We start from the raw sequence: 24,724 nt of genomic DNA on the forward strand, positions 1-24,724 counted from the left end.
TGCCGCCGCCAGGTGGTCAGCAGCGACCGGCAAATGCCATGCCGCCGCGCTGTGGCAGCCGCTTGTCGGTGGCCGATAAAGCTCTCCTCCACGATGCGCAGTTTATCATCATCTGACCAATACCGGCGGCGATCACCATCGGCAGCGGAAAGAACTTCGATTTGAGGGCGGTTATTGAAGTCGGACATAAGGCCGGACTTACCATCGGATCGATCCCGGGATCAGGCGGCCGCCGCCGGAGCCTTACGGTTTGCTTTCGCTATCAACGCTATGAGGAGCCGTTCGTTCCCGCGCCGGGCAACCGGATCGGAACCTCCGGCGGAATACGCAACACAGCGCTGTTTCGGGCGGACTGCTGTGCCTTTGAGCTTTTCCGCAAATTCTCTGCCGGATGCCGCCCGAACTTGCCAGCAGCGTGACTGGAGGCGGTTAGCGCGGCAGCTCCCGGATGGCGCCGCAGATCCGGCCGCCCGCATCGCTCACGAGGATCACGTCCGGATTGCAAGCTGCTGACAGCGCATTCAATTCGGCTTCACGGTCAGTTGTCCTGCAAATTGCATAGGAGGTATCCGCAAGGTTTCCTGCCAATTCGCCTGAAAGATCCGGGAACTCCACGATATAGGCTTTCAGCCTGCCGACGGAAATCTTTCCGACGACATCTGCGTTGTCTACAAGGACGATCAGACTTTCATCGCCATAGTCTTCTGCGTAAAGCTGCCGCATGATGGCTGCGGCAGACCAGTCAGCGCGCAGAACGTGGCAAGGGGTGTCGATGAGGTTTTTCGCCGTTCGATTGGGCATCTGTCCAGCTCCTTGCGTGGTGTGGGACAGTGCATAAACGCTGGCTGGACCTGTTCTGCTCCCTGCATGCAAGCTTGGAGGCATGGCAAATAATGCCATTATTGTATTGTGCGATTTGCAGTGGTTTTAGTAAGATGGTGAAAGTTAGTTTCATCAAATCAATGTGTTAGGTGGCAACTCTCCGAGACAGACTGCCGGATAGCGCGTAAAGTCAGGCCATGGCCTGTTCTGAAAAATATGAGAAAGCACTCTCCAGTGCCGATCGTGAAAGCCGTGAAGAGTTTAATGACGCGCTTGTGCGGGAAATGCCGCATCTGAAGCGCTATGCGCTATCGCTGGTCAAGGACACATGGCAGGCAGACGATCTGGTCCAGGACTGTATGTTGCGCGCTATTCGCAAACGGCATCAATTCCGCCCCGCAACCCACCAGCGCCGCTGGCTGTTTACGATCTTGCGCAACCTGCACTTGGACTGGCGCCGGCAATGCACCCGCCGGGGACCCCATGTGGCCCTCAAGGAATGTCAGGCGGAAACGAGGCGGCGCGCACCTCAGGATGACTGGATGGCTCTGGTCGATTTGCTCCGGTCGCTCAAAAGGTTGCGGTTTTGCGAACGGGAGGTATTGTTCCTGAACGCCTTTTCGCGGCTAAGCCAAAGGGACATTGCATACCGGTTGGGCATCGCCGAAGGGACAGTGCGGAGCCGATTGTCGCGCGCACGCTCCGCTCTGACCGGCTGAGCAGCAGCTCAAACTTATTAAGGCTTTGCGGGTAGCGGCATTGACCCCCAACCCAGCCTGGCCGCCGTATGGCGGCGGAAACACTCCCAGCGCCTGCCTCCAACAAATGCTGAATGATCCGACTGCCCTGATAGCCGATGCCCCGGACGATTGTTACGCGCCGAAACATCCCTCTGGCTGGCTGTTCAGGCTGCAGCGGGGACCACTGTGTCTCCGGCTATCCTGCTCAGGTGAGCGCTTGCTTCCAACTTGTCATGGAGAATACTGGACAATACGGCGGCATCATCATCGTGGCCCAAGCAAATTGCCCAACCAGCAAGTAAACCGGCCACCGCCATTTCATAGTGTGCCATGCGCTGCAAAGAGGCGATAATGCCGACATCTTTGAGCTTTTTGTCCTCAATCATATCAACCCATTTGCCTGCTTCAGCGATCATCGCCTTCATCGAAAAGTCGGAATGCCCTTCCATATACGACGAGTTCGGTTTCAAAAGATCGTCCAGGAGGTCCCTGTGCTGGGTTGTCACATCCTTCTGATCCCGGATCATTGCCCCCAGCCTGGCGTCTGCGGCACTCTCAGCGAAATTGCCCAGGATGCTGGCCATTTGCGCTTCGGCTGAGTGCAGTTCCTCTAACTCGGCCAAGTAGAGCTCGTGAAAACTATTCGGGTTCATTTCAATCTTCTCCATGCCGCTTCAGTACGTAAACGCTTACGGCGCATAACCTGTTGCAAAGGTTCCGGTGTAGCTGCTCACTTTGATCCGGGCGTTAACGCGCAGGTGCATGCTTGGCAGGTTCGCCATACGCAACATGCGCAGCGCCCTGGCGTTGGTTACCAAGCAGACCTGAAGCCAGACTTGGTTCAGCCCCAACCTGGAAACAAAAGGGAGGTCCAGATGATCGAGATTGGACACTTAGCCGAAAAGCCTTTCTTGACGGTTCGCGTATCAGGAACGCAAACCACCGCTGACTACGGCAAAGCAATTCTAAGGGTTCAACAGGCGGTTAGCAGCAGCAACGAAAAGCTTAACGCAGTCATCATCCTAGATAGTCTGCAAGAATGGAGGTTGGCAGCAGTGTGGAAAGGCCTGGAACTCGATGCTGCACATTATGACGACTTTCAACGGATTGCCGTGGTCGGCAAGGGTACCATTGACGAGTTGAATGCCTTGGCCTCGTCCGTGATTACTGGTGCTAACGTCGAATTCTTTACCTTCGATCAACTCGACCGCGCTGGAAAGTGGGCTATAGCCGCCTGAAACACTTCCCAAACAGTAGGTGAACAGTCCGTCAATAGCGAAAGCTGAGATCATGCCCCATAGCGTGGTGTAGCTCATGGCTGGCCGGGTGCTTTTGACGGGCCGAGCTGATCATTCTGTCTGAGTTGCAGGCAGGCTGATGACGGGAGTGAGAAAGATCAGGAATTGATCCAGTGGATCAATTCCCTGACGAACGCAGACCGGCGCCAAGGTTTCCAGCGTCATGTATCGCGCACGCTGCACGGTCCATTCCTCGGTCTGCTCCATGAAGATGGCGCCGACGAGCCGGCGTATGGCAGGCTCATTGGGAAAGATCCCGACGACGTCTGTCCTGCGCTTGATCTCGCCGTTCAAACGTTCAATCGGATTCGTCGAATGCAATTTCGTCCGATGCTGATGGGGAAAGGTCATGTAGGCGAGCACGTCCTCCTCGGCATCGTCCATCAGCCCGGAGAGCCTTGGCAGCTTGCCCCGCATCTGATCGGCGACGTTGCGCCATTGGGTTTTCGCCGCCGCATGGTCCGGCTGTGCGAAGGCGGTGGCGATAAAGGCGGAGACGACGCGCCGGCTGCTCTTGCCCGCATGCGCAAGAGCGTTCCTCTGGAAATGCACCCGACAACGCTGCCAGGTCGTGTTCAGCACGCGTGCGACTGAGGCCTTGAAGGGGCCAGATGTGTGGGAGGCATTCCGCCAGAACTCCGAAACCACCGGCTTCCCACGGGAGCAGAAACACCTGCTGCTACAGCCGCCTCTTCGCTGGAGAGACCTGCTGCGACACCCTGCCAGAAGCGGCATAAATTCTCACGCTGCCAGACTGGTGGCCGTCCTGGCGAGGACAATTTACGCCGCGTCGAGCGCTCGGATTTCCGTCTTCCAGTCATCATCTACACCTCCACGAACGGGGTGTTGCGACGACCGGTTGAATCCGCCTTGCACGCCGCGATCCGAATGGTGAATGAGCCCAGGCACCGGACCACGCCGCCCCAGGGCCATGTTCAAGGCATCACAGCAGAGTTTTGAACGCAGATGATCGTCCATTGCCCAGCCGACGATTTCACGCGTGGCCATGTCTTTGATGGCGGCGACGTAGAGCCATCCTTCGTCCGTATCGACGTAGGTAATGTCGGCCAGCCAAACCCGGTTTGGAACGGAACAATCGAACTGTTGCTCCAACAAATTTGGCGATGGTTTCAAAGAGTGATTGCTGTCTGTGGTGCGCGGCTTCCGGCGCTTGCGCAGACGCGGTGAGATACTGTTTTCTTTCATTATTCTGGCGACGCGACGCTCCGAGACTGCCTCGCCATCGGCCTTCAGATCCTGGTGGACCCGCTTTGACCCATACCGTTTTTTGCTTTGAGAAAACGCCGCTTTTATCTTTGGCAGCAACTCGGCGTCCCGGTCGGCACGCCGCTTTTGCCGCTGATCTCGGGTTGGTTGCGACTGAGTAAAACCATAAAACCAACTGCGGCCGATCCCCAGAATGCGACAGAGCAGGGAAATGGGATAAAGAGCCTTATGGGCAGCGACAAATGCATGTTTCGCAGTCATGTCTTCGCTGCCCTTGAGGCGAAAAAAGCGGAAGCTTTCTCAAGGATTTCATTTTCCAGCTTCAAACGTTTGTTTTCCTTCCGAAGACGATCCAGTTCCGCCGCATCCGCCTGCTGCCTGCGCAGTGCCGCCATTGATCCTGCCGCTTCGATCTCCAAGCGCCACGTCTTCAATTGTGAGCTCGTCACTCCAAGCTCCTTGGCAACACCACCTTGTGTGGCACCAGGCTTATAAAGCCGACCAACAGCTGCGGCTTTGAATTCATCTGTGAACGTCCGTCTCGTTTGTCCCATTCCATGCTCCTTTCCTGGACAGGGGTAAATTACCCTGGTGTCCGGGAACAGGGACGAAGTTCACAGTCGATGAATGGCCGATCTCCGCGCTGCACGGCAGCGCCATTTTTTCAGCAGCTGCAGCATATCTGGTGCTGCGAGCGCGCGCAGCACGAAATCGCTATGACCGAGTTGGGCTCTCCGGTAACCTTAGCCGCGATCCGCTCTAAGGGCCGGTCTGGGGTGAATCGACTGGCCCTGCGCATCGTATGAACTGGAAAAGGGCGGACAATGTGAGCATTCGCTGCGCCTGCGCCTGCGCCTGCAATGGCTTTAAAATGGAGGTGGCCGCATTCTCACCGGGCTGGATTTCACGATAGATGTATTTGTCGTTGCCATCCGGCTGAATGTTTCCAGCAGCGGGTCCAGTTCGCCGATGTCCTTCAACAAGAGACGAGCCACGAAACCATCCTCGCCCGTAACCTTGTCGCATTGGACAATCCTGTGGGTCTCCCGAATTTGTGCCTCCAACACATGACGCTTGCCCGGAAGCGGTCGAAACCGCACAACGGCTTCGAGGGAAAACCCCAGAGCGCTTGGTGAAAACTCTACCGCGAACCCCTGAATGACGCCTATGTCCTGAAGCCGTTTCACGCGATCACGAATGGTTGGGGCCGAGACCCCCGCCTCGGCGGCGAGGTCTTTCCAACTGACGCGTGCGTCCCGCGACAGGGCGGTCAGAATGCTGCGGTCGAGGTCATCCAATGGGTTTTTCATAGAAAGGCGAGTAGCGCATTCAGCCTCACAAAGCACGACATTTTCAGCCAGTAAGTTCCCTTTCTGAAAGTACGGGCGACCTGTTGATTGGTAAATTTCCTGCGATCTGACTTTATCGGCAGGAGGCTTCATGACCTGGGCACTTTGGCTATCGTTCGCGACCGTATCGGCCGTAAATATCGTGACACCGGGACCGGCAAATCTGAACACGCTGCGCCGGGCCGTGCAGTTGGGCGGCAAACGGGTCCTGCCGACAATTTTTGGCAACGCCCTTGGTCTTGCCCTTGGCGGGGCCATTTGCGCAGCTGGCATCGGGTCCTTTGTGATGGCGCCGGGCTTCTGGTGGTCGCTCTTTCGCTGGCTGGGGGTGGCCTATCTGGCCTGGCTTGGCCTCAAGCTGATCTTCAGAAAAGAAAGGTTGTCCCTGACGGCAAGGGCAGAGGCGCCTGTGCGCGCCAAGGCGCTGTTCTCCGAGGCATTCCTGCTTGCCGCGTCCAACCCCAAGGCGCTGCTCTTCTATATGGCGCTGTTCCCGCAAATCCTCGACGCGGAGCGCGGTCTAGCGCCGCAGGCCGGTATCTTGATCCTGACCTATTGCGGCCTGTCCATCCTGTCTCTCAGCACCTATTCCGCGTTGGCCCATGTTCTACGCACCCGGTTCATGACCCAGACGAGATACGACAGGTTCCGGCAGATCTCGGGCGTCGTTCTGTTGGGTTTTGCGGCCAAGCTTCTCGCCGAGTTGAGGTAGAGCCATGAAATACGGCCTTTTGCTCCTGCTGGGGGTGTTGTGGAGTCTGCGCCTTGCCGCCATGAAATCAGCGGGGCAGTCGGGCATTCCGCCCCATGTGGTTGTCCCGATGTCGGTTCTGGGCATAGCGGTCCTCTATTCCGCAACGTCGGCCATGCGCCGTAACTGGCCACCAATCGACCGCCCTGCCATCGCGTTTTATTGTCTCAGCGGCCTCTTCGGTTTTGTCTTGCCCTTCATCCTGGAGATCATGGTCACTCCCCGGCTGCCCTTGTTCGCCTTTGCCGTGATCATCTCCACGATGCCCATCCTAACCACCCTCCTCGCGACCTATCTTGGTGTGGAAGATCTGAACACAAGGCGGGTCTGCTCGGTTCTTCTGGGATTTGGTGCAGCAGTTCTGATCCTTTGGGACACTGCGGAGCTCCCGGCTGGCAATGTTACCTGGACGTGGATACTGGTCGCATTGGCGGTTCCTGCCCTCTACGCGGCGAATACGGTTTTTGTCGCCGCGCGCTGGCCCGACGGGGTCGATGCATTGCATGTGGCCAATGCGCAAGCGCTTATCCTTTCGGTGGCCGCACTCGCAGGGGGGCTGGTTTCCGGCAGCATCATTGAATGGCACATGGCCCCGTCAAACATGGCAGCCATCGGGACAATCAGCGCCTGCGAGGGGCTTGCGTTGCTCGTCTATTTGAAGCTGACACGGGATCATGGCCCGACGCTCGTTTCGCTGGCAAATTTCATCGCACTGTTTATGGCCGCGATACTCGGAGCGGTTTTCTTCGGTGATCGGTTTAGCTGGCTGTCTGCCCTGGCGGGATTTGTTCTCGTGGCGGCACTGATCATGCGCAATCAGGACGAGCGGTACCGCGCATCGCACGGCTCAGCTACTTAGAAGCGGACTTTGGTTCATCCTGCAGCATCGGTAAGCACGGGCTCTAGTCAGCTTTAGCCGCACAGACCGCCAAGGGCTGGACTGGGGTAAGCCGACCTTGGGCCGTTCAGGAAACGGGGGTTTCCTAGACACCAAGACGCCGCCGAGCCAGCGTCCAGAGATCATGATAATTCTTGTCCTGAAATTGCGTCTGATATTCTATGTTCAGTCCAGATTTTGCGCCATGAGTTTCCAGACTGCATCAAAGCTTTGAAAACGATAGGTATTCTTATTCGCATCCAATGTGAGCCGGGCCGGATGATTGCAGGCTGGTTGCAAACAATGTGGGTTCGTTCGCAGATAATCCGGGTTTGAGGCCCCCGATAGCGTCAGATAATTCGAGTCGAAAATCGCGATGATTGCAGGTCGAGGTGTTTATGTTTGCAGGTCGCTACACCTATAGCCCTGCACTTCGCGCAAGCCTTACTTTGCTGCACCACTCGCTTCTCTGTTCGCGCCTCCTGGTGCGATGCCCTCCGGAAGATCCTCAGTTTTCGGATAGCCGAGGAGAGCACACATCAAATTCTACAAGTACGGAATCCTTCGCTCAGGAGCATAGCTTGGACGCGAGTTCCGAATGCTGTTCTGTCTGCAGCAATCAACGCGGAAGCTTTCGGAAGCAAAAAACAACGGTGCGTTGAAAACTGATGTTGACACGAATTTGATATTCGTGGCAAACACCGATTACGGGATGCCATGGCTTCTCGTTAAACAATCATCTTGCTAGGAAGTCGTCGCCAACAGGGGACGACACATGCCGATAGAGAGATACCAATCCTTGGTCACGATTGCTGGCGTTATGAGCTGGAAGAAGGCGGGGAAGGACTTTCAAGTTCGGTACGACCTAGTAAAACTAGGGGTGAAAAGCGGTGCTCCGGCCTACAACTGCACATACATTGTTGACGGCCAGGAACACGTGCTGGTCCCGACAAATCCCGGACCAAGCGGCTTCATTGAGAAACGCCAGATCAATCTTTGGCCGGGTATTCTCAAAAAGCACCACCTTGAATTCGGCGATGGTTCGATGCTGGTGTTCAACCCAAAGGATCAAACCATTACAACATGGGTGGTTGGACCTGACGGCACAGCTGAAGTTGGTACTGTCGGGAGAGACTGTACCCAGCCGGAAAGCTGAACAGAGTGCTGCGTGTTCGCAAGCACCAGCAAGGCATACTGAAAACACGCGCGAACTGAATGCCGTAACCTCCCCGTCGGCAGAGTTTGCGCGGCGCATGTTTGTGGCCCAGGCATGCGCCGAATTTTCCAAATCTCACGAACATTCTGAATTTCGTCCGCAATGGACGAGATCCCGCGGTGTCGGACCCGCGGGTTATTTCTGTGCATCTGAAACAACGAAAGGAACGAGGGATATGCACATTTCGAAGACCCTGAAGACTGCCGCGATGGCTGCGGTAGTGGCTGTGGCTGGAACCAGCGCGATGGCGGCCGGTTCGGACACCGGTGTTGAAGCCGGTTTCTATGCGCTCGGCCAGGACCTGAACACCATTCTCGATGGTGCAGGTGGTTACGTCATCTTGATCCTGTCTGTGATCATCGGTGGCGCAACTCTGGCAGTTACCGGCCGCTGGGGCCATGTTTTCATTGCCATCGGTGTTGCGGTTTTCCTGGGCTACGGCGTCCAAACCGCCACCAGCCTCGGCGGTGTTACTGCAAGCACCGATCTTCTGGAGCTGTCGGCCGTGGAGGCCCCCGTTTCGGAAACCGTCACTCAGTGATCTGGACTGCTTCCCGTGCCTTCTGGTGCGGGAAGCAATTCCTGAAAGGAAGAGGCATGGACAAGGTCGTTAAAGTGGAACAGAGGCTGCAAGACCCGCCGCAGTTCTTTTTCCTGCCTGCCGATGAAGCGGTGGCCGGAATGTTTCCCATTGTACTGGGCCTCCTGGGCCGTCAGGCGTTTTTTGGCTTCGCAGCCGGGCTTGCGTTTTATTTCATCTGGAAACGTGTGAAGGGCGAGCGTGGATTGCACGGGCTCCTGGCTCTTCTCTATTGGATCACTCCGAAAGAGATCACCATCTATCGGTCCTTCCCGGATAGCGCTGTCAGCGCCTGGAGGGCGTGATGAACTTTCAGAACATGAACAAAGCCCTGAACCGCTCCCGGAAAGCGGTGCTAACTCTGGGTGTTGTATCGGCTGGACTGGTTGGTGCCGTCGTGATGCTGTCGGCCAAGCTCTATTCGCAGTCCAATCAGGTGGTTCTTGTGCCTACCACCGTCAGCGACGGGATGGTGGCGCGCGGAACAGTGGATAAAGGCTATGTTGAGGCGCTTGCGCTGGATGCGGTCTATGCGATGTACAATAGCTCGCCCCGGACCCTTCATTACGGGCGCGGCGTCCTGGAACGGCTGAGCGGCCCGGCTGAGCGGGCCGGCATCCTGGATACTTACGACCGGATTGCCAAGGACATCACCGAACGCAAGATCTCGACCGTCTTCTTTCCCCGGAAGATCGAGCACAACTTTGCCACCTATGAAGTGGTGGTTGAAGGCGACCTCGCCACCTACCTGGAAACAACTCAAGTCACCCGCGAAGACCGCCGGATTTTGATCCGGTTCAAGCCGCAAGCCGGTTCAGTCCGGCTCGCCGCTATCGGGAAAATCTCAGCGGAGGAGTGAAGCTGACCATGATGAAGACTTTGAAACTGGCGGCGGTTTTCGCGGCCGGGCTGGCGGCGGCTTGCCCGGTGAATGCGGCAGATCAGCGTTTTACCGTCTCAGAGGATGGCCTTGTCCGCTTCAAGGCATCTGTAACCGGCATTACCCGCGTCAGTGTCGTGGGCGACCGGATAACGTCGATTGTCAACGACAATGAGGCTTCGGTCTATCAGGTCCGCAATGACGAAAAGACCGGGGATCTGTTCCTCAAATACGCAGGCCCGGAGGGAATGCCGGAAAAGGAAGGCGGCTATCTGGTCACGGAAAGGGGTCTGACAGTCGCCTATGAAATCCTGCCGATCCGCGCGAGCACGCAAACCGCGCTGATCACCGTCAGAAGCAAGAACCCGGAACCAGAGGCTGCTGCGGGCAGCGGCGGCTTCGCCGACACCTCACTTGGCGGCGGCGACGGCCTTGCAGCTCAGCTGACAGCCGCGACCCGCGACACCATCAGATCGAAGATCCGCAGCCCGCGCCCGGGCAGCGCTCGCCATGGTGCGCTGATCACCTCGCACCGCACCGGTGAGCTGGTTGGCGAGGTTCGTGTGGCTGCGGCTGGCAAGTCGCCTCGGCAGGTTCGGGAGCAGGAGTTTTACCGGTCCGGCGTGCTGTCGGTTTGGGTTCAGAAAAAGAGCCTCGCTGCCGGTGAACGGTCCTGGGTTGTTGTTGTGAGGGCGAAGTGATGGCGCAGAAAGACCGCAAAAAGAACCAGATCATTGCCATTGGTGTTGTTGGCACCGTCGTGGTTGGTGGCTTTATTGTCCTTGGGTCGATGATGAACGGCGGAGCAGGGGGCGCGGGTCTGCCAAAACGCTCCAATCCCACAGTTGACGAAACGATCATTTCGGACCGCACGGCTGCGGCCTCACCGGAAATGTCCTGGATCACCTCCGGGCGGATCCAAATGGAGCAGTTGCAAAAGGAACTGGAAGAGCAGCGTAAGCTGGTCGAGCAGTCCCGCCGCGAAGCCGAACAACAGGCTGAGGCAATCCGTCAGGAGTATGACGAACCGATCCTGCAGCTGATCGAGAAAATCTCGACGCTGGAAACACAACTGGCTGAAGCCAAAAACCGCCCTGCTTCAAGCGGGCCGGAGCAATCGTTCAATGCCGCGGCGCAATTGCCCGGCAAAGAGCAGTTGACCCGGGAACCTGCGGAAATCGGGCCGGGAAGTGACTTCATTGAGCGCCGCACCCCTACGCGCACCACACCTCGCCGGACGGGGCAAACAGCCGGTGATGGGGAAGGGGCCTCGGTACGCAGCAACTTCGGGCAGAGTTTCACACTCGCCGCCATCGAGCAGCCGCAAACGGAAGAACGCGAGATCCGCCGCCTGGGCAGCTACCTCCCTGCAGGCAGCTACGCACCAGCAGTTGTCCTTTCGGGCGCCGATGCGGCCACCAACGTCTCTAACAGGGACAATCCTATTCCGGTTCTGTTCCGGATTACCGGCTCTGCAGTGACCGCAGCGCTTGGAAACCGTCAGCCCGCGCGGGTGAACCTGAAGGGCTGCACAGTGCAGGGGTCTGCAACCGGTGATCTGTCGTCGGAACGGGTCAAGGTACGCCTGATTTCCATGACCTGCGTAAACCGGCAGGGGGAAGTTCTTGAAACCAAAGTTGCGGGCTACATGGCCGGGTCCGGCAAGGAAGGCGTGCGCGGGCACGTCGTCAGCCGCGAAGGCGCCAACGTCCGGAATGCGGCCATTGCAGGGGCTTTGGGCGGCCTGGGCAAAGGGCTGAGCGCCGGGGCTACCGCGTCTCTTAGCCAGGAAAACGCCTCGGTCAGCCAGATCCTGCAGAGTGCAGGCGCAGGCACACTGGCCGGCGGAGCGGAAGAAGCGGCCAGTACGCTGGCAGATTACTACATCAAACGGGCCGAACAGTATCAGCCGGTGGTCTCCCTCTATGGCGGAACCAAGGTCGAGCTCGTGTTTCTCGAAGGGGTGGAGCTGGGCCAATGAAGAAACTCGCAAGCCTGATTTTGATCGCGCTGGCCGCTGGTTGTGCCAATCCGAACACGGAAAAAGACTTTCTGTGTGAAGCGCAGCAAGGGTCGCCCTGTACAACTATCGGTGCGGTGGACGGCACTGGAACCGCCGCCGTGACCTCTGTTCAGGAACGTCCCGAAGATACTGCGGTGAAGAGCCTGGCACAAAATCCGCTGTTCTCCGGCAAAGGGGCCTTCACCGGTCTGCCAGACGGCGGTTTTCCCTACAACGCTGCGGCCTACCGCTCTCCGGAAGTCGTCGGAACGCTCTGGATTGCGCCGATCCTTGATGAAGGCGGGATCATGCATGAGGCGCGCTTTGTGCATTTCGTGATCCAGGAAGGGCAGTGGCGGCAGTAATGAGCAAAACCAACTCAACAAGCCTGAGCGACAAAGCAGCCCGCATGGTTTCGATCAGGCAAGAGCGCCGCAATGCTGGTTTTGTCGAAGTGACGGTGTGGCTCCCTGTAGAGGAAGTTCGCCACTTCCGTGACAAGGCTTGGCAAGCAGTTGAGGCCGTAAGCCGCTCTTTTCCACGCAATACCCTATTGGGCCAAAAACGCCGTCAGAGGGGCAGGAAATGAAAATTGTTCGTGACATAATGGACGGTCTGTTCGGGGATGTCCCGTGGACAGAGGAAGAGCCTGACCTGATGGAGGGTGATGTGCTCTCCGACATTCTGCCGTGGCGGGTCTATGATCCGGAACACAAGCTCTACCACTTTACCCACGGCAGCGGCTTCCTCATGGAAGTGGGGGCGTCGATCGGTCAAAACGATTTGGCGGAGAATATTGGCGGTGTCATTGCCGCCAACCTGCCGTCCGGCGCCACATTTCAGGTGCTGAATTGGACCTCTCCGGCCATCGAACCGGTTGCCGGGCGGTGGAAATCGGCGCGGCTTGGCCGTTCGGCTCTGATTGACGAAATGGTCCGTCAGCGGGTGTCCCACCTTCAGAATATGCGGTTCGGCATTGATGAGGATGGTGCCCGTGCCATCCCCTTCGACAGGCACATCTTCGTCGCGGTCTGGCAGGAAGGGGAAGAGCTTGGGATTGAGGACGAGAAGCGCCTCAAGTCCATGCGCTCGGCCCTCAGGAACGTGTTCGCCACGGCCAGCTGGTCGATGGATGTAGAGCCGCCGCGCTTCCTCGCCCTTTTGAGGGAGCTGTTCCACGCTGCCCGCCCGGAAGGGAGCGGTGAAGACTGGGACCAGGAAGCCTATGACGACAACATGCCGCTCAACTATCAGCTGCCCGGCGCGTCCCTGCGGGTTGGCAGCCAGGCCCTTCAATTCTCTGGAAGCCCAGAGCTGGCGGCTACTGTCTCTTCGGTGAATGCCTACCCGGGGGAATGGGTCTTTGGCCTTGGCATGGCACTCAACGGCGATCCCGCCCGGCTGATGGACCGGCCGCTCGGCCCGGTTCTGACATCCTTCACGCTGAAGGCTATGCCAGGGCAGAAAGCCGGTGCTTTCATTCTGAAGAAACGGGGCATGGCGGAACACGCTGCCAACAGTTCCTTTGGTAAGTTTGTCCCGAATTTCGCGGAGAAAAAGGCGGAGCTGGACGGGCTGGCGGCTGAAATCCAAGCGGGCGAACGCCTCTTTGAAACACTTTATACTATCGTTTCCTACGCCAGGGGCGGTGCAACAGAGGCGCAGATGGCGGCAGGCGAGGTGGAATCCATCTACCGGCGCCAGCGGATCAAACTCTCCAAAGACACTTTCCTGCAGCTTCCCTTGTTCCTTGCCAGCCTGCCGTTTGGCTGCTCGGGCCGGATGATGTCCGACTTCGGCCGGCAGATGCGTATGCGGCTTATGAAATCGACAGCGGCAATGGCCTTCCTGCCAGTGCATGGGGAGTGGATGGGCAATGCCCGGGGAACCGGAATGCTGCTGGCGGGCCGTCAGGGGCAGGTGTTCCAGTGGGACAATTTCCGTTCGTCGGGCAACTACAACACCGCCGTGGTAGGCAAGTCCGGTGCCGGTAAATCAGTGTTCATGCAGGAGCTGGCGGTGGGGATCTACACCTCCGGCGGCAACGTTCTGGTGATCGACGACGGCTATTCGTTCAAAACCACGGCGGAAATCCTGGGCGGCAAGCACATTGCTTTTGACGGCCAGACCCGCAACCGCCTCAACCCGTTTTCTCTGCTCGATGCGGGTGCCATGGGGCAGGACGAATACAAGACTGATGCGATCGAGCTGGTTACCCGCGTTGTTGCCTCGATGGCTGATCTCGGCGGCCACACTGGCGGCCGGGTTGAAGGGGTTGAAGAGGACTATATCCGCACGGCCATTGCCCAGGTCTGGGACGAAAAGGGCCGGGACGGTGAAATCTCCGATGTGCGCGACCGGCTGCAGGATGCCGCGGCTGGTGAGCCGCGGCTGCCGGATGTGGTTCGCAAACTCAATCGGTATTCCCGCGGCGGGGCCTACGGCCATTACTTTGAAGGCGAGGCCAATATTGCACTGGATGCCCCGTTCACGGTGGTGGAGCTGAGTGACATCAAGGGGCAGGCCGGTCTTGAGGCGACTATCCTGCAGATCGTCATGTTCCTTGGCACCGAACTGATGTTCAAGACCTCCCGCTCCACGCCTACAGCCATCGTGATTGATGAGGCTTGGGATCTGTTGAAAGGAACCGGCACAGCGGCCTTTATCGAGGGTGTCGTGCGCCGGGCGCGGAAATACACCGGGGCGCTGATCACGGGCACGCAGTCGATGCAGGACTATAAGGCCAACCCGGCCGCCAGCGTCTGCCTGGAAAACTCGGACTTCCGGATCTTTCTGGCCCAGAAACCGGAGAGTATCGACGCGCTGCAGAGCATCGACCCGCCGGTGAAAATGCTCCTGAAGTCGCTGACATCAGTTCCGGGCCGGTTTTCCGAACTCGCAATTCAGATGCCTGAGGGCTTTGCCTACGGGCGTTTGCTGCTCGATCCGTTCTCGCTGGCAGTGTTTTCATCGAAAGGCTCCACGGTTGAGCGGATGAACCACTACAAGGCCCAAGGCATGAGCACAGTGGAGGCCATCAAAACCCTTGTTGAGCGGGGGGAAGTGGCATGAGCTGGCGTAAGATTACTCTCATTGCGCTTTTCCTTGTGGCGATGGCCCAGGTCGCAGTGTTTGCCTTCCTGCTGTTGTTCGATCTCTTGCGTGATGAGCCTCCGGCGGTTGCGGTTTTCGACCCGGAAAAGAGCCTGACCATGTTTGTGGTCTGGTCTAATGGCCGGGTGCCGGATGAACAATTCGGGGACACACTCCCAGCGTTCCAGCAGGCTGTTCAGTTGGAAATTGACCGTCTGTCCGGCCAGACCGGCCAAATTGTCGTCCGTAAAGGCGCTGTCCTATCGGCTGCGGGCCTTCAGGCCTCAGATGTCACCGGCATCATCATGGAAAAGGTGCTGAGTGATGCAGCGTTCTAAGCTGGTTATAATCCTGCCTGTCCTGGCAGTGACCGTTGCCGGTTACTACGGGCTTGCCTGCGGGCGGCTGGTTGTGAATGCAACCGGCAGCCTGAAAGGCAATGCCTATGCAATGGTGACCTGGCCGCTGATCCTGCGGCCAGGTGCCATCGTCGCGGTTGAAATGCCGGAGGTTCTGGAGGGAAAATTCGGCGGGCATGAACTTTACCTGACCAAGCGGATTGCCGGAGTAGCCGGCGATCCGGTCCGCCGCTCGGGCAATAGCATCTGCATCAATGGAACCTGTGTCGAGGGGCAGCTGAAGAAAGGCGCGCTTGTTGCACCGCTCTGGCAGGGCGATGTGGTGCCGGACGGCATGATTGCCGTGTTTGGAGACAGCCCGGACAGCCTGGACAGCCGGTATTCAGTGATCGGCCCGCGGCCGGTGGCGGAAGTCGTCGCCGCCGGATTTGAAATCCCTTTCCCCCATTGGACAGACCTTGCGGAGCGCTGGAAATGACACATCACCGCCGCCGTCTTCAAGCTGCCGTTCTGGTTCTCGCTGCCGCCGCAGGGCAGGGAGCGGCCAAGGATCTCGGCACCCACGGCCCATTGTTCGAGGTGGCTGAACCCTCGCTGCTGGACACGATCAAGACCCGGCTTCTGGAAATGGAAGCGGCTGGCGAACTGGATCAGATGCGTCAGGACATGCAGGACACCACGCGGGCCTATGTGAACCGGCCGCGTCCGGTTCAGGGTATCGGCAAAGCGGAGGAATACGCGGTTTGGGAGGTCGATATGTCGATCACCCTGAAAGAGGATCTGGCAGACCATCAGGGCCGGGTCTTCGCCCGCGCTGGCACAGTCGTTAATCCGTTGGCCTATTCCCGCTTTGAAAAGCGCATCGTCCTGCTTGACGGCGACGATCCCGACCAGGTGGCTTTCGCGCTGGCAGATGGCGGCGAGTTGGACACGCTTCTGGTTCTGGTGAACGGTGATCCGTTGGGGCTCATGCGCGAGCATGGCCGCCGGTTCTATTTCGACCAGGATGCTGTTCTGGTGAAGCGTTTCGGCATTCGCAATGTGCCTGCCGTGGTGCAGCGCGCGGATCCCGTCATGCAGGTGGAAGAAATCGCGCTCGGAAAGGGCGGGGAGGTGCTGCAATGAACCTGCGCGCTCTAATCCTCGCCTTTGCCTTCGCCCTTGCAGCAACCCAAGCGGCAGCAATCTGCAACAAGCGGTTTCTGAACCCCATCACGGAAGTTTGCTGGGACTGCATTTTTCCCATTTCCATCGGCGGCCTGAGCCTGAGCTTTGGCGCCAGCCGCCCGGATACGAGAAACCAGACCTTCCCGCTCTGCGTCTGCCCGGGTGTTCCGCCCCGGCTTGGCCTTTCCATTGGTCTTTGGGAACCGGCCCGGCTGGTCGATGTAGCAAATGAGCCCGGCTGCTTCGTGAATATGGGCTTTGAAATGGATTTCGGGTTGCTGTCGCTCGGTAAATCATCAGCCACCCAGCAAAGCGGCGGCAGCACCGGGTCGCGCTGGCAGGCACATTATTACTTCTATCCGCTGATTTCCTGGCTTGGTGTGGTGGTCGATGGTCTCTGCCAGCAAAGCGCGCAATTCGATGTCGCCTATATCTCGGAAATTGACCCGCTCTGGCAGGACGCGGAGTTGAACAACCTGATCAACCCGGAGGCAATCCTGTTTGCCAATCCGATTGCCCAGGCGGCCTGCGCTGCAGATTGCACTAAGGCATCCTCCGGCAATCTGCCGATGGATGCGCTGTTCTGGTGCACCGGCTGCGGCGGCTCGATCTACCCAATTCAGGGCGATGTTGCGGCCCATGTTGGCGGGGTGATGGCAAGCCAGGTGGTTGCAACCAAGATGGTGGCCCGGATGCACAGGCTGCTGATCGCACGGAAAACCGCGTCGGAAAGACCGCTTTGCCAGACCCAATCGCAGCCGGTGATCAAGAAAAGCCAGTACCGGATGCAAGTGACGCGCCCGCGCCCGAAAACCTCGGGCCGCTACGGCTGCGGCCCCATCGGCTTTTCAGCTCAATACGTGGACCGGCTGAGAGAGTTCCCATTCAAAGGGGAATCCTTCGGCTGGCTGTTCTGGAGGAAGAGAAATTGCTGCGCACTCTGACTTTTGCCCTGTCGGTTGGACTGGCGGCTGGATCCGCATTGGCTGTCACGTCCCTGTCCCTTGGCGCCCAGGAGGCTGGGGAAGGTGTGACCGAATACGCACCGGGCAGCACCGGGCGGATCACTACTCCGCTGGCGACCATCGTTGACAGCGCCAAACAGCAGGGTGAGGTGCTGCGGCAGACCCTGCGGCCGCTTGATGAGGCGGAAGGGGCCTTTTCTGACGTCGATTTCGACGGGCTGCGCACCCGCGCACTGTCGGATCCCCGTGTCAGGGCCTTGCTTGGTGCCGATGCCACCGGGGGAGCTGCCAGTGACGCGGAAGAAGTGCGGTACGACGGTGCCACCATCTTCTTGCTGGCCTCTTTCTCGATGCCCAAGGAGTCACTGCAGCAAATGATGGCTGAAGCCCGGAAATTCGGTCTGCCCATCGTGTTCCGCGGGTTCGTGAACAACTCGGTCTATGAAACTCAAGCAGCCTTGGAGGAGACGTTTGGCTCTCTGGATGATGCCGTGGGCTTTTCCATCGACCCTACAGTGTTCACCCGGTTCCGGATCACTTCGGTGCCGCAGGTCATTGCCATGAGTGAAGCGGTCGATGTCTGCGAAACACCCGGCTGTGAAGCGGACCCTGTGCCGCTGCATGACCGGGTGGGCGGCAATGTACCGGTCGAATTTGCCCTGCGCCTGATCGCGGAACAGGGGGAGGCCGGCGCTTCTGAGGCCCGGCGGCTGCTCGCCCAGCGGGAGGCCGCAGATGCTGAATAGATCTCTTTCCCTTGCCCTGATGGCCGTCCTGCTTGGCAGCGGCGCTTTCGCGCAATCCTTCATGGATCGCGCGGCGGCTGCTGCCGATGGGTCTGTGAATACAGGCAGCACTTTCCGGGATGAAACGATCGACGAGGTGGTGACGCCTTTTGAAACCTCCCGGCCGCCAGAGGCGGGCATGAGGCACACCACTTTCGAGGACCGTATTCTGGAAACCCGCGATGCGGACAATGACCAGGGCCGGGTTTTGCGCGCCACAGAAGACAGCGCGCTCATCCGTCCGGACATCGACATCGACGGGCAGGGGGAACTGTTCGATGACGCCAATTGGGCGCATGAGAATGCAGAGGACATTGCCGGGCGGTATTTCAGCAGCGAAACCGGCAGCTGCACCACGCCGGAAGTTCCGGTGTCTGACGTGCGCGACGAGTTCTGCGAAAGCCTGCCTGCGCGGGAAGAAAAGACCTGCCGCCTGATCCGGAAAATCTGGGTGGATCGTACTGACACTTACCGCTGCGACAGGCGGGCCTCGAATTTCGTGCAGGTCTGCGAAAAGACCAATGAATATGAGTGCAAGGTCAACTCGAACCAGGCTGCCTGCATTCGCAGAAAAGTCCGGATTACCGGCGGTGATGTTACCTGGAGCGGAAAAACTGCGACCATCAGCTTCCCGGCCGCTTCGCCAACCGCGAACGATGGCAGCAGCCATCTGAAAAAGCATAGGTTTTCCATTGAGGTCTCAGACCGGTTTGCACCTGATGAAGTTATCATGGAGCACGTTGAGGCCCGGGGCGCTCTGCAGGTTTTGGCTGGGAACACAGTTGTTGGCACGTTCTCCCGCACCCGTACCGGCCATTTCCTGAATGGCCGCGGCAATGCGTGCCCGGCCAATGACACAGACGGCTTGCTTGTCCCCATGGTCAAATTGGGACCGCCTCATTTCAATCAAAACCAACGATACAGGTGCTTTTGGGGACCGCCCTTTGGAGGCATGGGCGTGCAGCCTCTGGCGGCAATTATCAAGAAACCGCTGGCAAGCAGCACCGCCTTGCAGCCGCCGGCATCCGGACCCGGCGTTTTCTCAAGCGGCTGGGATATGCCGGAAGGCCCTACTTCCTGGCGGGCAAAAGTCTACAGGCTCATCGAGCGCGGCAACGATAAAATCCTGCAGTGGTTCGAATGCCAGCCGCTGGAGCATGAACTTTGCCATCAAATGCAGGTGCTTACCCGGAGCGAAACGGTTTCGAAAGATGTGCTTCGTTTCATCAATCTGAACACCTACCCCCGGTCGCGCCCGGATCAGGGCCAGCGGTTCCGCAAGACCGACTTCACAGCCCGCGTTGTCTTCGCCGGAGGGACGTCCAATGGCGGCAGAGCCAAGATTACCATCAAGTTCGATGGTGCCTGCTGTGACAGCTTCAGAAACGTCGGAGAGGAGGTCTGCGAATGAGCCGCCTGATCCTTCTTCTCTTTGCTCTCCTGATCTGGGCTGCACCCGCCTCGGCCGAAATTACCTGCGGAGAAGCCGAATACAGCTGTGTGGCAACAGACACGGCGTCCACAGGCGGCATCCGGCTCACCAGTTATTGTTCCCGTGAAGCAGGAACACGCTCCTGTCGTGACAGCGCTCCGCTTGATGAATGCACCGCCACGCGCGCCAGTGTTAATTGCACCAGAACCGACCGCCGCTGCGTCGATTACCGCAACGGGGAATGCCGTCAGTGGCGTCTCACCTATTCCTGCCTGAATGAAGACGACGACATGAGCCCGGCGCGGCTTGTGAACACCGAGTTCGGGCCGACGCAGGAGGAAATCATCAACCGCTGCGGCAGGTTTGAAGGCAATGAGGAATGCGAGCTGGTTGAAACCATCACCGAGGAGGGGGCCGAAGTCCGCGACATCAACCGCAAGAGCTTTTCCCGGAGCTGGTGGAAGCGGAAGCGCGTTTACAGCTGCCTGTCCGTTGGCGAAGGCGAAACCAACTGCGGGCCGCTGGAAAGCGATCCTACCTGTATCCTGCAGGGCAATACCTGTCTTGCGGAACGCGATGGGGTCTGCACGAACCGGGAGTATCACTACCGTTGCGGCGTCTCTTCCGGGGATCTGGAAACCAGCTGCGAGCCGATCAACGTCTGTGTCGGTGACAACTGCATCGGGGTCGAACAGGAAACTTCTGATGACTTTGGCAGATCTGCGGCCTGGCTGAATGTGCTGGCGCAGATGCAGGAAGAATACCGGGAGCAGGCCGCCACTGACCCGAACGATGTGCGTTTCTTCCAGGGCACCACAATGACCTGCAGTAAGGCGCCGGGACGGAATTGCTGCGGGACCGGGGGTCTCTTTGGCGGCACCTGTCCGGAATCTGCTGCAATCTTGCGGGACAAGCGGGAAGCGGGCGCGACCCACTTTGTCGGCGTCACCTGCCAGCAGAAGGTTTTGGGGGCCTGCGTCAAGAAGCGCTACCACTACTGCACTTACAACTCGAAATTCGGCCGGGTCTTCATCGAGGAGTTCAAAAAGCAAGTTGACGAGGGCTGGGGCACGCCGGGTTCAGCAAACTGCGGGTATGTCACCATCGAAGATTTCGGGAATGTGGACATCGAGGAAATGGATCTGTCGCCTGTCTTCGGTGACATCATGAGCGATATCCAGGTTCCCGTTTCTGAAGACCTGCAGGACTTCTATGAAGACCGCTTCCCGTCCGCCGACAGCCAGGCGCAGGACGCATTCGAGGAGATGGGCAAATGAACCGGCGCTCCTTCCTTTTGTCCAGCCTTTCCATTGCAACTGCACCGGCCTTGGCCGGTGCTCAGGAAAATCCCGGCGTTGGTGTGATCTTCATCGGGGCGTCCTGGTGCTCTTTCTGTAAATCTGCTGCGCCGGTGCTGGCGGCCATGACCCAGCCCGCCGGCATTCCGGTCCTGGTTGCCTCGCATGACGCGCGGCCGATCCCGCCGTTTGCGGAAGTGACCGATGCCAGAACCCACCCGGTTGCCGCGCAGATCACCGAGTTCCCCACCACTCTGATCTACTCGCAGGCTGCCGGGGAAATCACACGCCAGATTACTGGTTACCGCAATGCGCGCCACTACGCGCAGTCCGTGCGGGCCGCAGTTCTCGCCGCAGCCGGGAGGACAGGCTGATGCTGAAACCGTTGACCCTTGCCGCACTTCTAGCCACTGCAGCCTATCCCGCCAGCGCGGGGCTGGTCTGCAATGGTGAAGAGGTAGACGGCTGGCATTTCTATTGCGATCCGGAACCTGAGCCGGAGCCGGTCAAACCGGAACCGGCACCGGAGCCGGAACAGGAAGCCAGGGAAGAACCACAGGAGCCGAAAGAACCCAAAGAGCTGACGGCCACCGAGGAGATCGAGGCGTTCCGGGAATACGCCGACGAGCTGAAGCACCGCGCCATTCTCGATCCGACGCCGGAAAATGTGCAGGCGTATATGGAGGTGAACAAGCAGATGGCGCAGCAGGCGGCGCGTTTCGCAGCCGTCTGGCAGCGCGTGCTGTTCGGCTCGCCCCACCTCGATGCCAATACCCGCCGCCCGCTGACCCAGATGGGCACCAACATTTATCAGGACCAGCGCAATGCGGCGGAGCAGGCAGCGCTGCGCCGGGCGGCTCAAGAGGCCGGTCTGATCTTTGTCTATGATAACCCCGCGGACTGCCGCTTGTGCCTCGCGCAGGCGCAGATCCTCGACGGCATCCGCAATGCCTACGGCGTGGAAATTCTGGCTGTGTCCACCGATGGCAGCCCCATCGAATTTTTCCCGGACGCGGTTCAGGACGCGGGCCAGCTTGAGGCCCTTCAGCTCGCGGACAAGCCGCGCCCCTTCATCGCCATTGTCGATGCCGCCAGCGGGGAAACCCAGCTGATCGGGGGCGGACTGCTGACAGAAGATCAGATCCTGGAGCGCATCTACGTGGTCCGGGAAGTGCCCATGGGCGAACGGTATCAGTGAAGGAACAGGCAGAATGGCGTATTTCATTGGCAATATCCCCGTGGATCCGGCAACTGACGACGGCCAGAACCTACTTGGCCGGGCGCATCAGGAACACAGCCGCATCACCTGCGGCTGCCGGAAACCGGCTCCGCAAATGTACGTGGCCTGCGTGAATGGCCGGTTCATCCTGAAGCGGATGCCGGGCACCGGCGCGGAACACGCTCCCGGCTGCGAGTCTTTCTTGCCGCCGGAAGATCTCTCGGGCCTCGGACAGGTGCAGGGCAGCGCGATCAAGGAAGATCTGGACAGCGGAACCACGACGCTGAAGGTCGATTTCCCTTTGACCATGGGCAGCAAACGTCCGGCACCACCTGCGCCTTCAGGGAAAAAACCGACAGAGGCCAAGGCCAGCCCGCGCAAGCTCGGCCTGTCGAGCCTGCTGCAATACCTGTGGCATGAGGCCGACCTGGTGAAATGGACCCCGGCGATGCAGGGTAAACGCTGGTGGGGGCCAGTACAGCGTGCGCTTTTGAACGCAGCCTCGGGGAAATCCGCCAAGTCTCGTGACTTGCGGGATATTCTCTATGTTCCGGACAACTGGAAGGCGGAGCGGAAAGAAGAAAACGCCGCGCGCCGGGCCAAACTCCTGCGCGGCCTTCAGGCGCCTGCGCGCGGCACCGCTCCATTGGGCCTCGTAGTGGCCGAATACAAAAGCCATGAAGCCACCCGCATGGGTGCGCGCTTCCTGTTCAAACACGCGCCGGACTGCGCCTTCTTCGCGGAAGAGGACCTGGTGCGGAAATTTGAGAAGGTGTTTGCGGATCAGCTCATGCTCGCGGACGCTTTGGGTGACGTGCATGTGATGGTGATCGCCACCTTTAGTGTGGCTAAAGCTGGCTACCCCGTTCTGCGGGAAATCGGCATGATGCTGGTCACTTCAAACTGGATCCCGTTTGAATCCATCCGCGACTATCAGCTGATCCAGGCACTGACAGAGAGTAGGCGCGCTTTCCTCAAGTCCCAGCGGTTCACCCTCGACCATGAGACCCCGATTGCCTGCGCGGTGCTGACCGACCTGGAAAGCCCGGTTTCGCTGTTCGTTGCTGATCCCGCCGCAGACACCAATGCGGTCGCTGCCCTGCGCGAAGTGGCTGCAGAGGGCACCTATCCTGCTTGGCTCTGGCTTGACGAGGACGCGATGCCGGATCTCCCGCAGCAAGGTTGCCTTGGGCCGGACAACCAAGGCGCCGCCTCCGCAGGATCCAAAAAACAAGAGGCAGACAACAGCCATCAGCAGGAAGAGGCAGGCCAATGAAACGCAATCTTCTGAACCTTTTGACCGCGGCCGCGCTCCTTGCTGCTGGACCCGTCAGTGCAGACATCGGAAACGACCTCAAGAACTTCTGGGAGCGCACTGGCGGCGGTGTGAACGTCACAAAACCGACAGCCTATAAAGGCCAGCAAGCGGGCTATGCCACGCTTGGATCCCTCTATCTGCGCACCCGGCCGCGCAACAGCCAGCTTGCAGCCATTCAACTGCCCTCCGTTCGCGCGGGGTGCGGCGGCATCGACATCTTCGGCGGCGCCTTCTCCTTCATCACCGAGGAGGAGCTTATCGCGCTCATGGAAGCGATTATGCAGAACGCCGCCGGTTTTGCATTCGAGCTGGCACTGGAAAGCCTGTCGCCTGCGGTGCAGGAAATCGTCGCCAAACTGCGGGATTTGATCCAGCAGGTGAACGCGGGAAACATCAATTCCTGCGAAGCAGGGCAACTGCTCACTGCCTCGCTCTGGCCTAAAATGGACGGGGCATCCCAGCACGTCTGCCAAACTATTGGCGGTTATACCGGCCGGTTTGCAGACCGCGTTGCCTCCCGCCACGGCTGCGGCACTGGCGGCCAGCATAACTCGACGCTGGGGCGCGCAAGCGGGGCCTTAGCTGAGCAAGTGCCAACTGATGTGAACTATGCGTGGCGCGCGGTGAAGAAAAACAACTTCCTTGCTTCCAATCCGCGCATCGCAGAATTCTTCATGACTCTCACGGGCACGATCATCACCGTATCGCCTGAAGATGATGACGAAAGCCCGACGCACCGCACCATTCCGCCGCGTGCCCTATCGCCGGATGCTGCCAAATCCCTGGTTGAGGGCGGCGCCTACAAAAGCCTTCAGTGCGATGAAACAAATGACTGCCTGCACCCGGTTTTCAGAAACAGGACTATCGCTGCCCGCAATGCGCTGTTTTCCGTCACGGCTGAAGCGATCCAGGGACTTTCGGATGCTATCAGCAACGATACCGCCCCGCCGGAAGAGGCCATTGCGCTCATCAACCTGACCACCATTCCGGTCTACAAGCACCTGGTTACGGCCAAGAGCTACAAGTACGAGTTTGTCCAGGACGACATCAACTCGATGGCGGAGCTGGTCGCGGTCGATCTGGCGATTGCCTACATTGACGAGGGCATGAACGAGATCCTGAACTCGGCCGCCAACGTCGATATTGCCGGTGACATCAACCGGGAGTTTCAGGACACGGTACGCCAGACCAAAGGCGTGCTGCAGGACCTGCGGGCGTCTGCACAGCGGAAATACGCGGAAGCTCTGCGCAACCTGGAGCGCCTGAGCCTCGCCAGGGGGGAACTAGCAGCATCGTCCAACGCGATTTTCGGCAACATCATCAATCAGACCGGGGGGCAGTGATCT

General features: G+C 59.0%; 30 protein-coding genes and 2 pseudogenes. 24 read left to right on the top strand and 8 right to left on the bottom strand.

Annotated features, from left to right (window positions below):
* Window positions 1–188 (bottom strand): transposase (locus tag GKC28_RS20765; protein WP_174148636.1); only part of this gene is annotated, 188 nt, incomplete at its 3' end.
* A gap of 241 nt (window positions 189–429) precedes the next feature.
* Window positions 430–900: a hypothetical protein gene (locus tag GKC28_RS20770; protein ID WP_174148906.1), complete on the bottom strand. Its 471-nt coding sequence runs from the start codon at window positions 898–900 to the stop codon at window positions 430–432.
* Window positions 901–1,019: 119 nt separating this feature from the next.
* On the opposite strand from GKC28_RS20770, the gene GKC28_RS20775 reads away from it, so the two are divergent.
* Window positions 1,020–1,541, top strand: coding sequence for an RNA polymerase sigma factor (locus GKC28_RS20775; RefSeq protein WP_174148907.1), 522 nt, complete (start codon window positions 1,020–1,022; stop codon window positions 1,539–1,541).
* Between the two features lie 185 nt (window positions 1,542–1,726).
* Here GKC28_RS20775 and GKC28_RS20780 read toward each other — a convergent pair whose 3' ends face one another.
* On the bottom strand, window positions 1,727–2,230 hold the full coding sequence (locus GKC28_RS20780; RefSeq protein ID WP_174148908.1) for a ferritin-like domain-containing protein: 504 nt from the start codon (window positions 2,228–2,230) through the stop codon (window positions 1,727–1,729).
* 207 nt (window positions 2,231–2,437) lie between these two features.
* Here GKC28_RS20780 and GKC28_RS20785 point away from each other — a divergent pair, with 207 nt between their 5' ends.
* The gene (locus tag GKC28_RS20785) at window positions 2,438–2,800 is read left to right on the top strand and encodes an STAS/SEC14 domain-containing protein (RefSeq protein WP_174148909.1); all 363 of its coding nucleotides are present in this window, start codon (window positions 2,438–2,440) and stop codon (window positions 2,798–2,800) included.
* A gap of 111 nt (window positions 2,801–2,911) precedes the next feature.
* Here the strand turns inward: GKC28_RS20785 and GKC28_RS20790 are convergent.
* The 5 genes and pseudogenes from GKC28_RS20790 to GKC28_RS20805 form a co-directional block, all read right to left on the bottom strand.
* A pseudogene (locus GKC28_RS20790) lies at window positions 2,912–3,460 on the bottom strand (transposase); the annotation flags it as partial.
* A pseudogene (locus GKC28_RS26520) lies at window positions 3,460–3,681 on the bottom strand (IS30 family transposase); the annotation flags it as partial. The pseudogenes GKC28_RS20790 and GKC28_RS26520, both read right to left, overlap by 1 nt.
* Window positions 3,641–4,348, bottom strand: coding sequence for an IS3 family transposase (locus GKC28_RS20795; protein WP_174148910.1), 708 nt, complete (start codon window positions 4,346–4,348; stop codon window positions 3,641–3,643). The pseudogene GKC28_RS26520 and the gene GKC28_RS20795, both read right to left, overlap by 41 nt.
* Window positions 4,345–4,641, bottom strand: a complete 297-nt coding sequence (locus GKC28_RS20800; protein ID WP_174148911.1) for a transposase — start codon at window positions 4,639–4,641, stop codon at window positions 4,345–4,347. The genes GKC28_RS20795 and GKC28_RS20800 overlap by 4 nt, the downstream gene beginning before the upstream one ends.
* Before the next feature lie 312 nt (window positions 4,642–4,953).
* A complete protein-coding gene (locus GKC28_RS20805) occupies window positions 4,954–5,385 on the bottom strand; it encodes an Lrp/AsnC family transcriptional regulator (protein ID WP_254604334.1) in 432 nt (143 codons plus the stop codon).
* 142 nt (window positions 5,386–5,527) lie between these two features.
* Here GKC28_RS20805 and GKC28_RS20810 point away from each other — a divergent pair, with 142 nt between their 5' ends.
* The 22 genes from GKC28_RS20810 to GKC28_RS20915 all read left to right on the top strand — a co-directional run bounded on the left by GKC28_RS20810 (window position 5,528) and on the right by GKC28_RS20915 (window position 24,721).
* Entirely contained in the window at window positions 5,528–6,148 is a 621-nt protein-coding gene (locus tag GKC28_RS20810) for a LysE family translocator (RefSeq protein WP_174148912.1), read from the top strand.
* A gap of 4 nt (window positions 6,149–6,152) precedes the next feature.
* Window positions 6,153–7,046, top strand: a complete 894-nt coding sequence (locus tag GKC28_RS20815; RefSeq protein ID WP_174148913.1) for a DMT family transporter — start codon at window positions 6,153–6,155, stop codon at window positions 7,044–7,046.
* Window positions 7,047–7,839: 793 nt separating this feature from the next.
* On the top strand, window positions 7,840–8,220 hold the full coding sequence (locus tag GKC28_RS20820) for a hypothetical protein (protein WP_174148914.1): 381 nt from the start codon (window positions 7,840–7,842) through the stop codon (window positions 8,218–8,220).
* Window positions 8,221–8,455: 235 nt separating this feature from the next.
* Window positions 8,456–8,821, top strand: coding sequence for a hypothetical protein (locus tag GKC28_RS20825; protein ID WP_174148915.1), 366 nt, complete (start codon window positions 8,456–8,458; stop codon window positions 8,819–8,821).
* 56 nt (window positions 8,822–8,877) lie between these two features.
* Window positions 8,878–9,165 (top strand): type IV conjugative transfer system protein TraL, encoded by a 288-nt coding sequence (gene traL, locus GKC28_RS20830; RefSeq protein WP_035919424.1) that lies wholly within the window; start codon window positions 8,878–8,880, stop codon window positions 9,163–9,165.
* Window positions 9,165–9,719: a TraE/TraK family type IV conjugative transfer system protein gene (locus tag GKC28_RS20835; RefSeq protein WP_051371724.1), complete on the top strand. Its 555-nt coding sequence runs from the start codon at window positions 9,165–9,167 to the stop codon at window positions 9,717–9,719. The genes traL and GKC28_RS20835 overlap by 1 nt, the downstream gene beginning before the upstream one ends.
* An 8-nt stretch (window positions 9,720–9,727) precedes the next feature.
* Window positions 9,728–10,441, top strand: a complete 714-nt coding sequence (locus GKC28_RS20840) for a type-F conjugative transfer system secretin TraK (protein ID WP_174148916.1) — start codon at window positions 9,728–9,730, stop codon at window positions 10,439–10,441.
* A complete protein-coding gene (locus tag GKC28_RS20845) occupies window positions 10,441–11,721 on the top strand; it encodes a TraB/VirB10 family protein (protein WP_174148917.1) in 1,281 nt (426 codons plus the stop codon). The genes GKC28_RS20840 and GKC28_RS20845 overlap by 1 nt, the downstream gene beginning before the upstream one ends.
* On the top strand, window positions 11,718–12,107 hold the full coding sequence (locus tag GKC28_RS20850) for a TraV family lipoprotein (RefSeq protein ID WP_174148918.1): 390 nt from the start codon (window positions 11,718–11,720) through the stop codon (window positions 12,105–12,107). Before GKC28_RS20845 ends, GKC28_RS20850 begins: the two co-directional genes overlap by 4 nt.
* Window positions 12,107–12,331: a hypothetical protein gene (locus GKC28_RS20855; protein WP_174148919.1), complete on the top strand. Its 225-nt coding sequence runs from the start codon at window positions 12,107–12,109 to the stop codon at window positions 12,329–12,331. Before GKC28_RS20850 ends, GKC28_RS20855 begins: the two co-directional genes overlap by 1 nt.
* Window positions 12,328–14,814, top strand: coding sequence for a TraC family protein (locus GKC28_RS20860; RefSeq protein ID WP_174148920.1), 2,487 nt, complete (start codon window positions 12,328–12,330; stop codon window positions 14,812–14,814). Before GKC28_RS20855 ends, GKC28_RS20860 begins: the two co-directional genes overlap by 4 nt.
* Window positions 14,811–15,173 (top strand): TrbI F-type domain-containing protein, encoded by a 363-nt coding sequence (locus GKC28_RS20865; RefSeq protein WP_174148921.1) that lies wholly within the window; start codon window positions 14,811–14,813, stop codon window positions 15,171–15,173. Before GKC28_RS20860 ends, GKC28_RS20865 begins: the two co-directional genes overlap by 4 nt.
* Window positions 15,160–15,672: a S26 family signal peptidase gene (locus tag GKC28_RS20870; protein ID WP_174148922.1), complete on the top strand. Its 513-nt coding sequence runs from the start codon at window positions 15,160–15,162 to the stop codon at window positions 15,670–15,672. The genes GKC28_RS20865 and GKC28_RS20870 overlap by 14 nt, the downstream gene beginning before the upstream one ends.
* Window positions 15,669–16,319, top strand: coding sequence for a type-F conjugative transfer system protein TraW (gene traW, locus GKC28_RS20875; protein WP_174148923.1), 651 nt, complete (start codon window positions 15,669–15,671; stop codon window positions 16,317–16,319). The genes GKC28_RS20870 and traW overlap by 4 nt, the downstream gene beginning before the upstream one ends.
* Complete coding sequence (gene traU / locus GKC28_RS20880; RefSeq protein ID WP_174148924.1) at window positions 16,316–17,305, top strand: conjugal transfer pilus assembly protein TraU; 990 nt, start codon at window positions 16,316–16,318, stop codon at window positions 17,303–17,305. The genes traW and traU overlap by 4 nt, the downstream gene beginning before the upstream one ends.
* On the top strand, window positions 17,290–18,072 hold the full coding sequence (gene trbC / locus GKC28_RS20885) for a type-F conjugative transfer system pilin assembly protein TrbC (RefSeq protein WP_174148925.1): 783 nt from the start codon (window positions 17,290–17,292) through the stop codon (window positions 18,070–18,072). Before traU ends, trbC begins: the two co-directional genes overlap by 16 nt.
* Before the next feature lie 247 nt (window positions 18,073–18,319).
* On the top strand, window positions 18,320–19,522 hold the full coding sequence (locus GKC28_RS20890) for a hypothetical protein (protein WP_174148926.1): 1,203 nt from the start codon (window positions 18,320–18,322) through the stop codon (window positions 19,520–19,522).
* On the top strand, window positions 19,519–20,820 hold the full coding sequence (gene traN / locus GKC28_RS20895; RefSeq protein ID WP_174148927.1) for a conjugal transfer protein TraN: 1,302 nt from the start codon (window positions 19,519–19,521) through the stop codon (window positions 20,818–20,820). Before GKC28_RS20890 ends, traN begins: the two co-directional genes overlap by 4 nt.
* Window positions 20,817–21,215 (top strand): conjugal transfer protein TraF, encoded by a 399-nt coding sequence (gene traF, locus GKC28_RS20900; protein ID WP_174148928.1) that lies wholly within the window; start codon window positions 20,817–20,819, stop codon window positions 21,213–21,215. The genes traN and traF overlap by 4 nt, the downstream gene beginning before the upstream one ends.
* Entirely contained in the window at window positions 21,215–22,039 is an 825-nt protein-coding gene (locus GKC28_RS20905) for a conjugal transfer protein TraF (protein ID WP_174148929.1), read from the top strand. The genes traF and GKC28_RS20905 overlap by 1 nt, the downstream gene beginning before the upstream one ends.
* 13 nt (window positions 22,040–22,052) lie before the next feature.
* Entirely contained in the window at window positions 22,053–23,336 is a 1,284-nt protein-coding gene (locus GKC28_RS20910; protein WP_174148930.1) for a DUF1173 family protein, read from the top strand.
* On the top strand, window positions 23,333–24,721 hold the full coding sequence (locus tag GKC28_RS20915; RefSeq protein ID WP_174148931.1) for a conjugal transfer protein TraH: 1,389 nt from the start codon (window positions 23,333–23,335) through the stop codon (window positions 24,719–24,721). Before GKC28_RS20910 ends, GKC28_RS20915 begins: the two co-directional genes overlap by 4 nt.
* Window positions 24,722–24,724 lie beyond the last annotated feature (3 nt).

The sequence above is a fragment of the Leisingera sp. ANG59 genome (genome assembly GCF_013317235.1).
In the GTDB taxonomy this organism is placed as follows: Bacteria; Pseudomonadota; Alphaproteobacteria; order Rhodobacterales; family Rhodobacteraceae; genus Leisingera.

What these genes read in the sequence shown, in the direction of transcription:
- GKC28_RS20770 (WP_174148906.1), bottom strand. Translation starts at nt 900, where the DNA reads ATGGCATTATTTGCCATGCCTCCAAGCTTGCATGCAGGGAGCAGAACA.
- GKC28_RS20775 (WP_174148907.1), top strand. Translation starts at nt 1,020, where the DNA reads ATGGCCTGTTCTGAAAAATATGAGAAAGCACTCTCCAGTGCCGATCGT.
- GKC28_RS20780 (WP_174148908.1), bottom strand. Translation starts at nt 2,230, where the DNA reads ATGGAGAAGATTGAAATGAACCCGAATAGTTTTCACGAGCTCTACTTG.
- GKC28_RS20785 (WP_174148909.1), top strand. Translation starts at nt 2,438, where the DNA reads ATGATCGAGATTGGACACTTAGCCGAAAAGCCTTTCTTGACGGTTCGC.
- GKC28_RS20795 (WP_174148910.1), bottom strand. Translation starts at nt 4,348, where the DNA reads ATGACTGCGAAACATGCATTTGTCGCTGCCCATAAGGCTCTTTATCCC.
- GKC28_RS20800 (WP_174148911.1), bottom strand. Translation starts at nt 4,641, where the DNA reads ATGGGACAAACGAGACGGACGTTCACAGATGAATTCAAAGCCGCAGCT.
- GKC28_RS20810 (WP_174148912.1), top strand. Translation starts at nt 5,528, where the DNA reads ATGACCTGGGCACTTTGGCTATCGTTCGCGACCGTATCGGCCGTAAAT.
- GKC28_RS20815 (WP_174148913.1), top strand. Translation starts at nt 6,153, where the DNA reads ATGAAATACGGCCTTTTGCTCCTGCTGGGGGTGTTGTGGAGTCTGCGC.
- GKC28_RS20820 (WP_174148914.1), top strand. Translation starts at nt 7,840, where the DNA reads ATGCCGATAGAGAGATACCAATCCTTGGTCACGATTGCTGGCGTTATG.
- GKC28_RS20825 (WP_174148915.1), top strand. Translation starts at nt 8,456, where the DNA reads ATGCACATTTCGAAGACCCTGAAGACTGCCGCGATGGCTGCGGTAGTG.
- traL (WP_035919424.1), top strand. Translation starts at nt 8,878, where the DNA reads ATGGACAAGGTCGTTAAAGTGGAACAGAGGCTGCAAGACCCGCCGCAG.
- GKC28_RS20835 (WP_051371724.1), top strand. Translation starts at nt 9,165, where the DNA reads ATGAACTTTCAGAACATGAACAAAGCCCTGAACCGCTCCCGGAAAGCG.
- GKC28_RS20840 (WP_174148916.1), top strand. Translation starts at nt 9,728, where the DNA reads ATGATGAAGACTTTGAAACTGGCGGCGGTTTTCGCGGCCGGGCTGGCG.
- GKC28_RS20845 (WP_174148917.1), top strand. Translation starts at nt 10,441, where the DNA reads ATGGCGCAGAAAGACCGCAAAAAGAACCAGATCATTGCCATTGGTGTT.
- GKC28_RS20850 (WP_174148918.1), top strand. Translation starts at nt 11,718, where the DNA reads ATGAAGAAACTCGCAAGCCTGATTTTGATCGCGCTGGCCGCTGGTTGT.
- GKC28_RS20855 (WP_174148919.1), top strand. Translation starts at nt 12,107, where the DNA reads ATGAGCAAAACCAACTCAACAAGCCTGAGCGACAAAGCAGCCCGCATG.
- GKC28_RS20860 (WP_174148920.1), top strand. Translation starts at nt 12,328, where the DNA reads ATGAAAATTGTTCGTGACATAATGGACGGTCTGTTCGGGGATGTCCCG.
- GKC28_RS20865 (WP_174148921.1), top strand. Translation starts at nt 14,811, where the DNA reads ATGAGCTGGCGTAAGATTACTCTCATTGCGCTTTTCCTTGTGGCGATG.
- GKC28_RS20870 (WP_174148922.1), top strand. Translation starts at nt 15,160, where the DNA reads ATGCAGCGTTCTAAGCTGGTTATAATCCTGCCTGTCCTGGCAGTGACC.
- traW (WP_174148923.1), top strand. Translation starts at nt 15,669, where the DNA reads ATGACACATCACCGCCGCCGTCTTCAAGCTGCCGTTCTGGTTCTCGCT.
- traU (WP_174148924.1), top strand. Translation starts at nt 16,316, where the DNA reads ATGAACCTGCGCGCTCTAATCCTCGCCTTTGCCTTCGCCCTTGCAGCA.
- traN (WP_174148927.1), top strand. Translation starts at nt 19,519, where the DNA reads ATGAGCCGCCTGATCCTTCTTCTCTTTGCTCTCCTGATCTGGGCTGCA.
- traF (WP_174148928.1), top strand. Translation starts at nt 20,817, where the DNA reads ATGAACCGGCGCTCCTTCCTTTTGTCCAGCCTTTCCATTGCAACTGCA.
- GKC28_RS20905 (WP_174148929.1), top strand. Translation starts at nt 21,215, where the DNA reads ATGCTGAAACCGTTGACCCTTGCCGCACTTCTAGCCACTGCAGCCTAT.
- GKC28_RS20910 (WP_174148930.1), top strand. Translation starts at nt 22,053, where the DNA reads ATGGCGTATTTCATTGGCAATATCCCCGTGGATCCGGCAACTGACGAC.
- GKC28_RS20915 (WP_174148931.1), top strand. Translation starts at nt 23,333, where the DNA reads ATGAAACGCAATCTTCTGAACCTTTTGACCGCGGCCGCGCTCCTTGCT.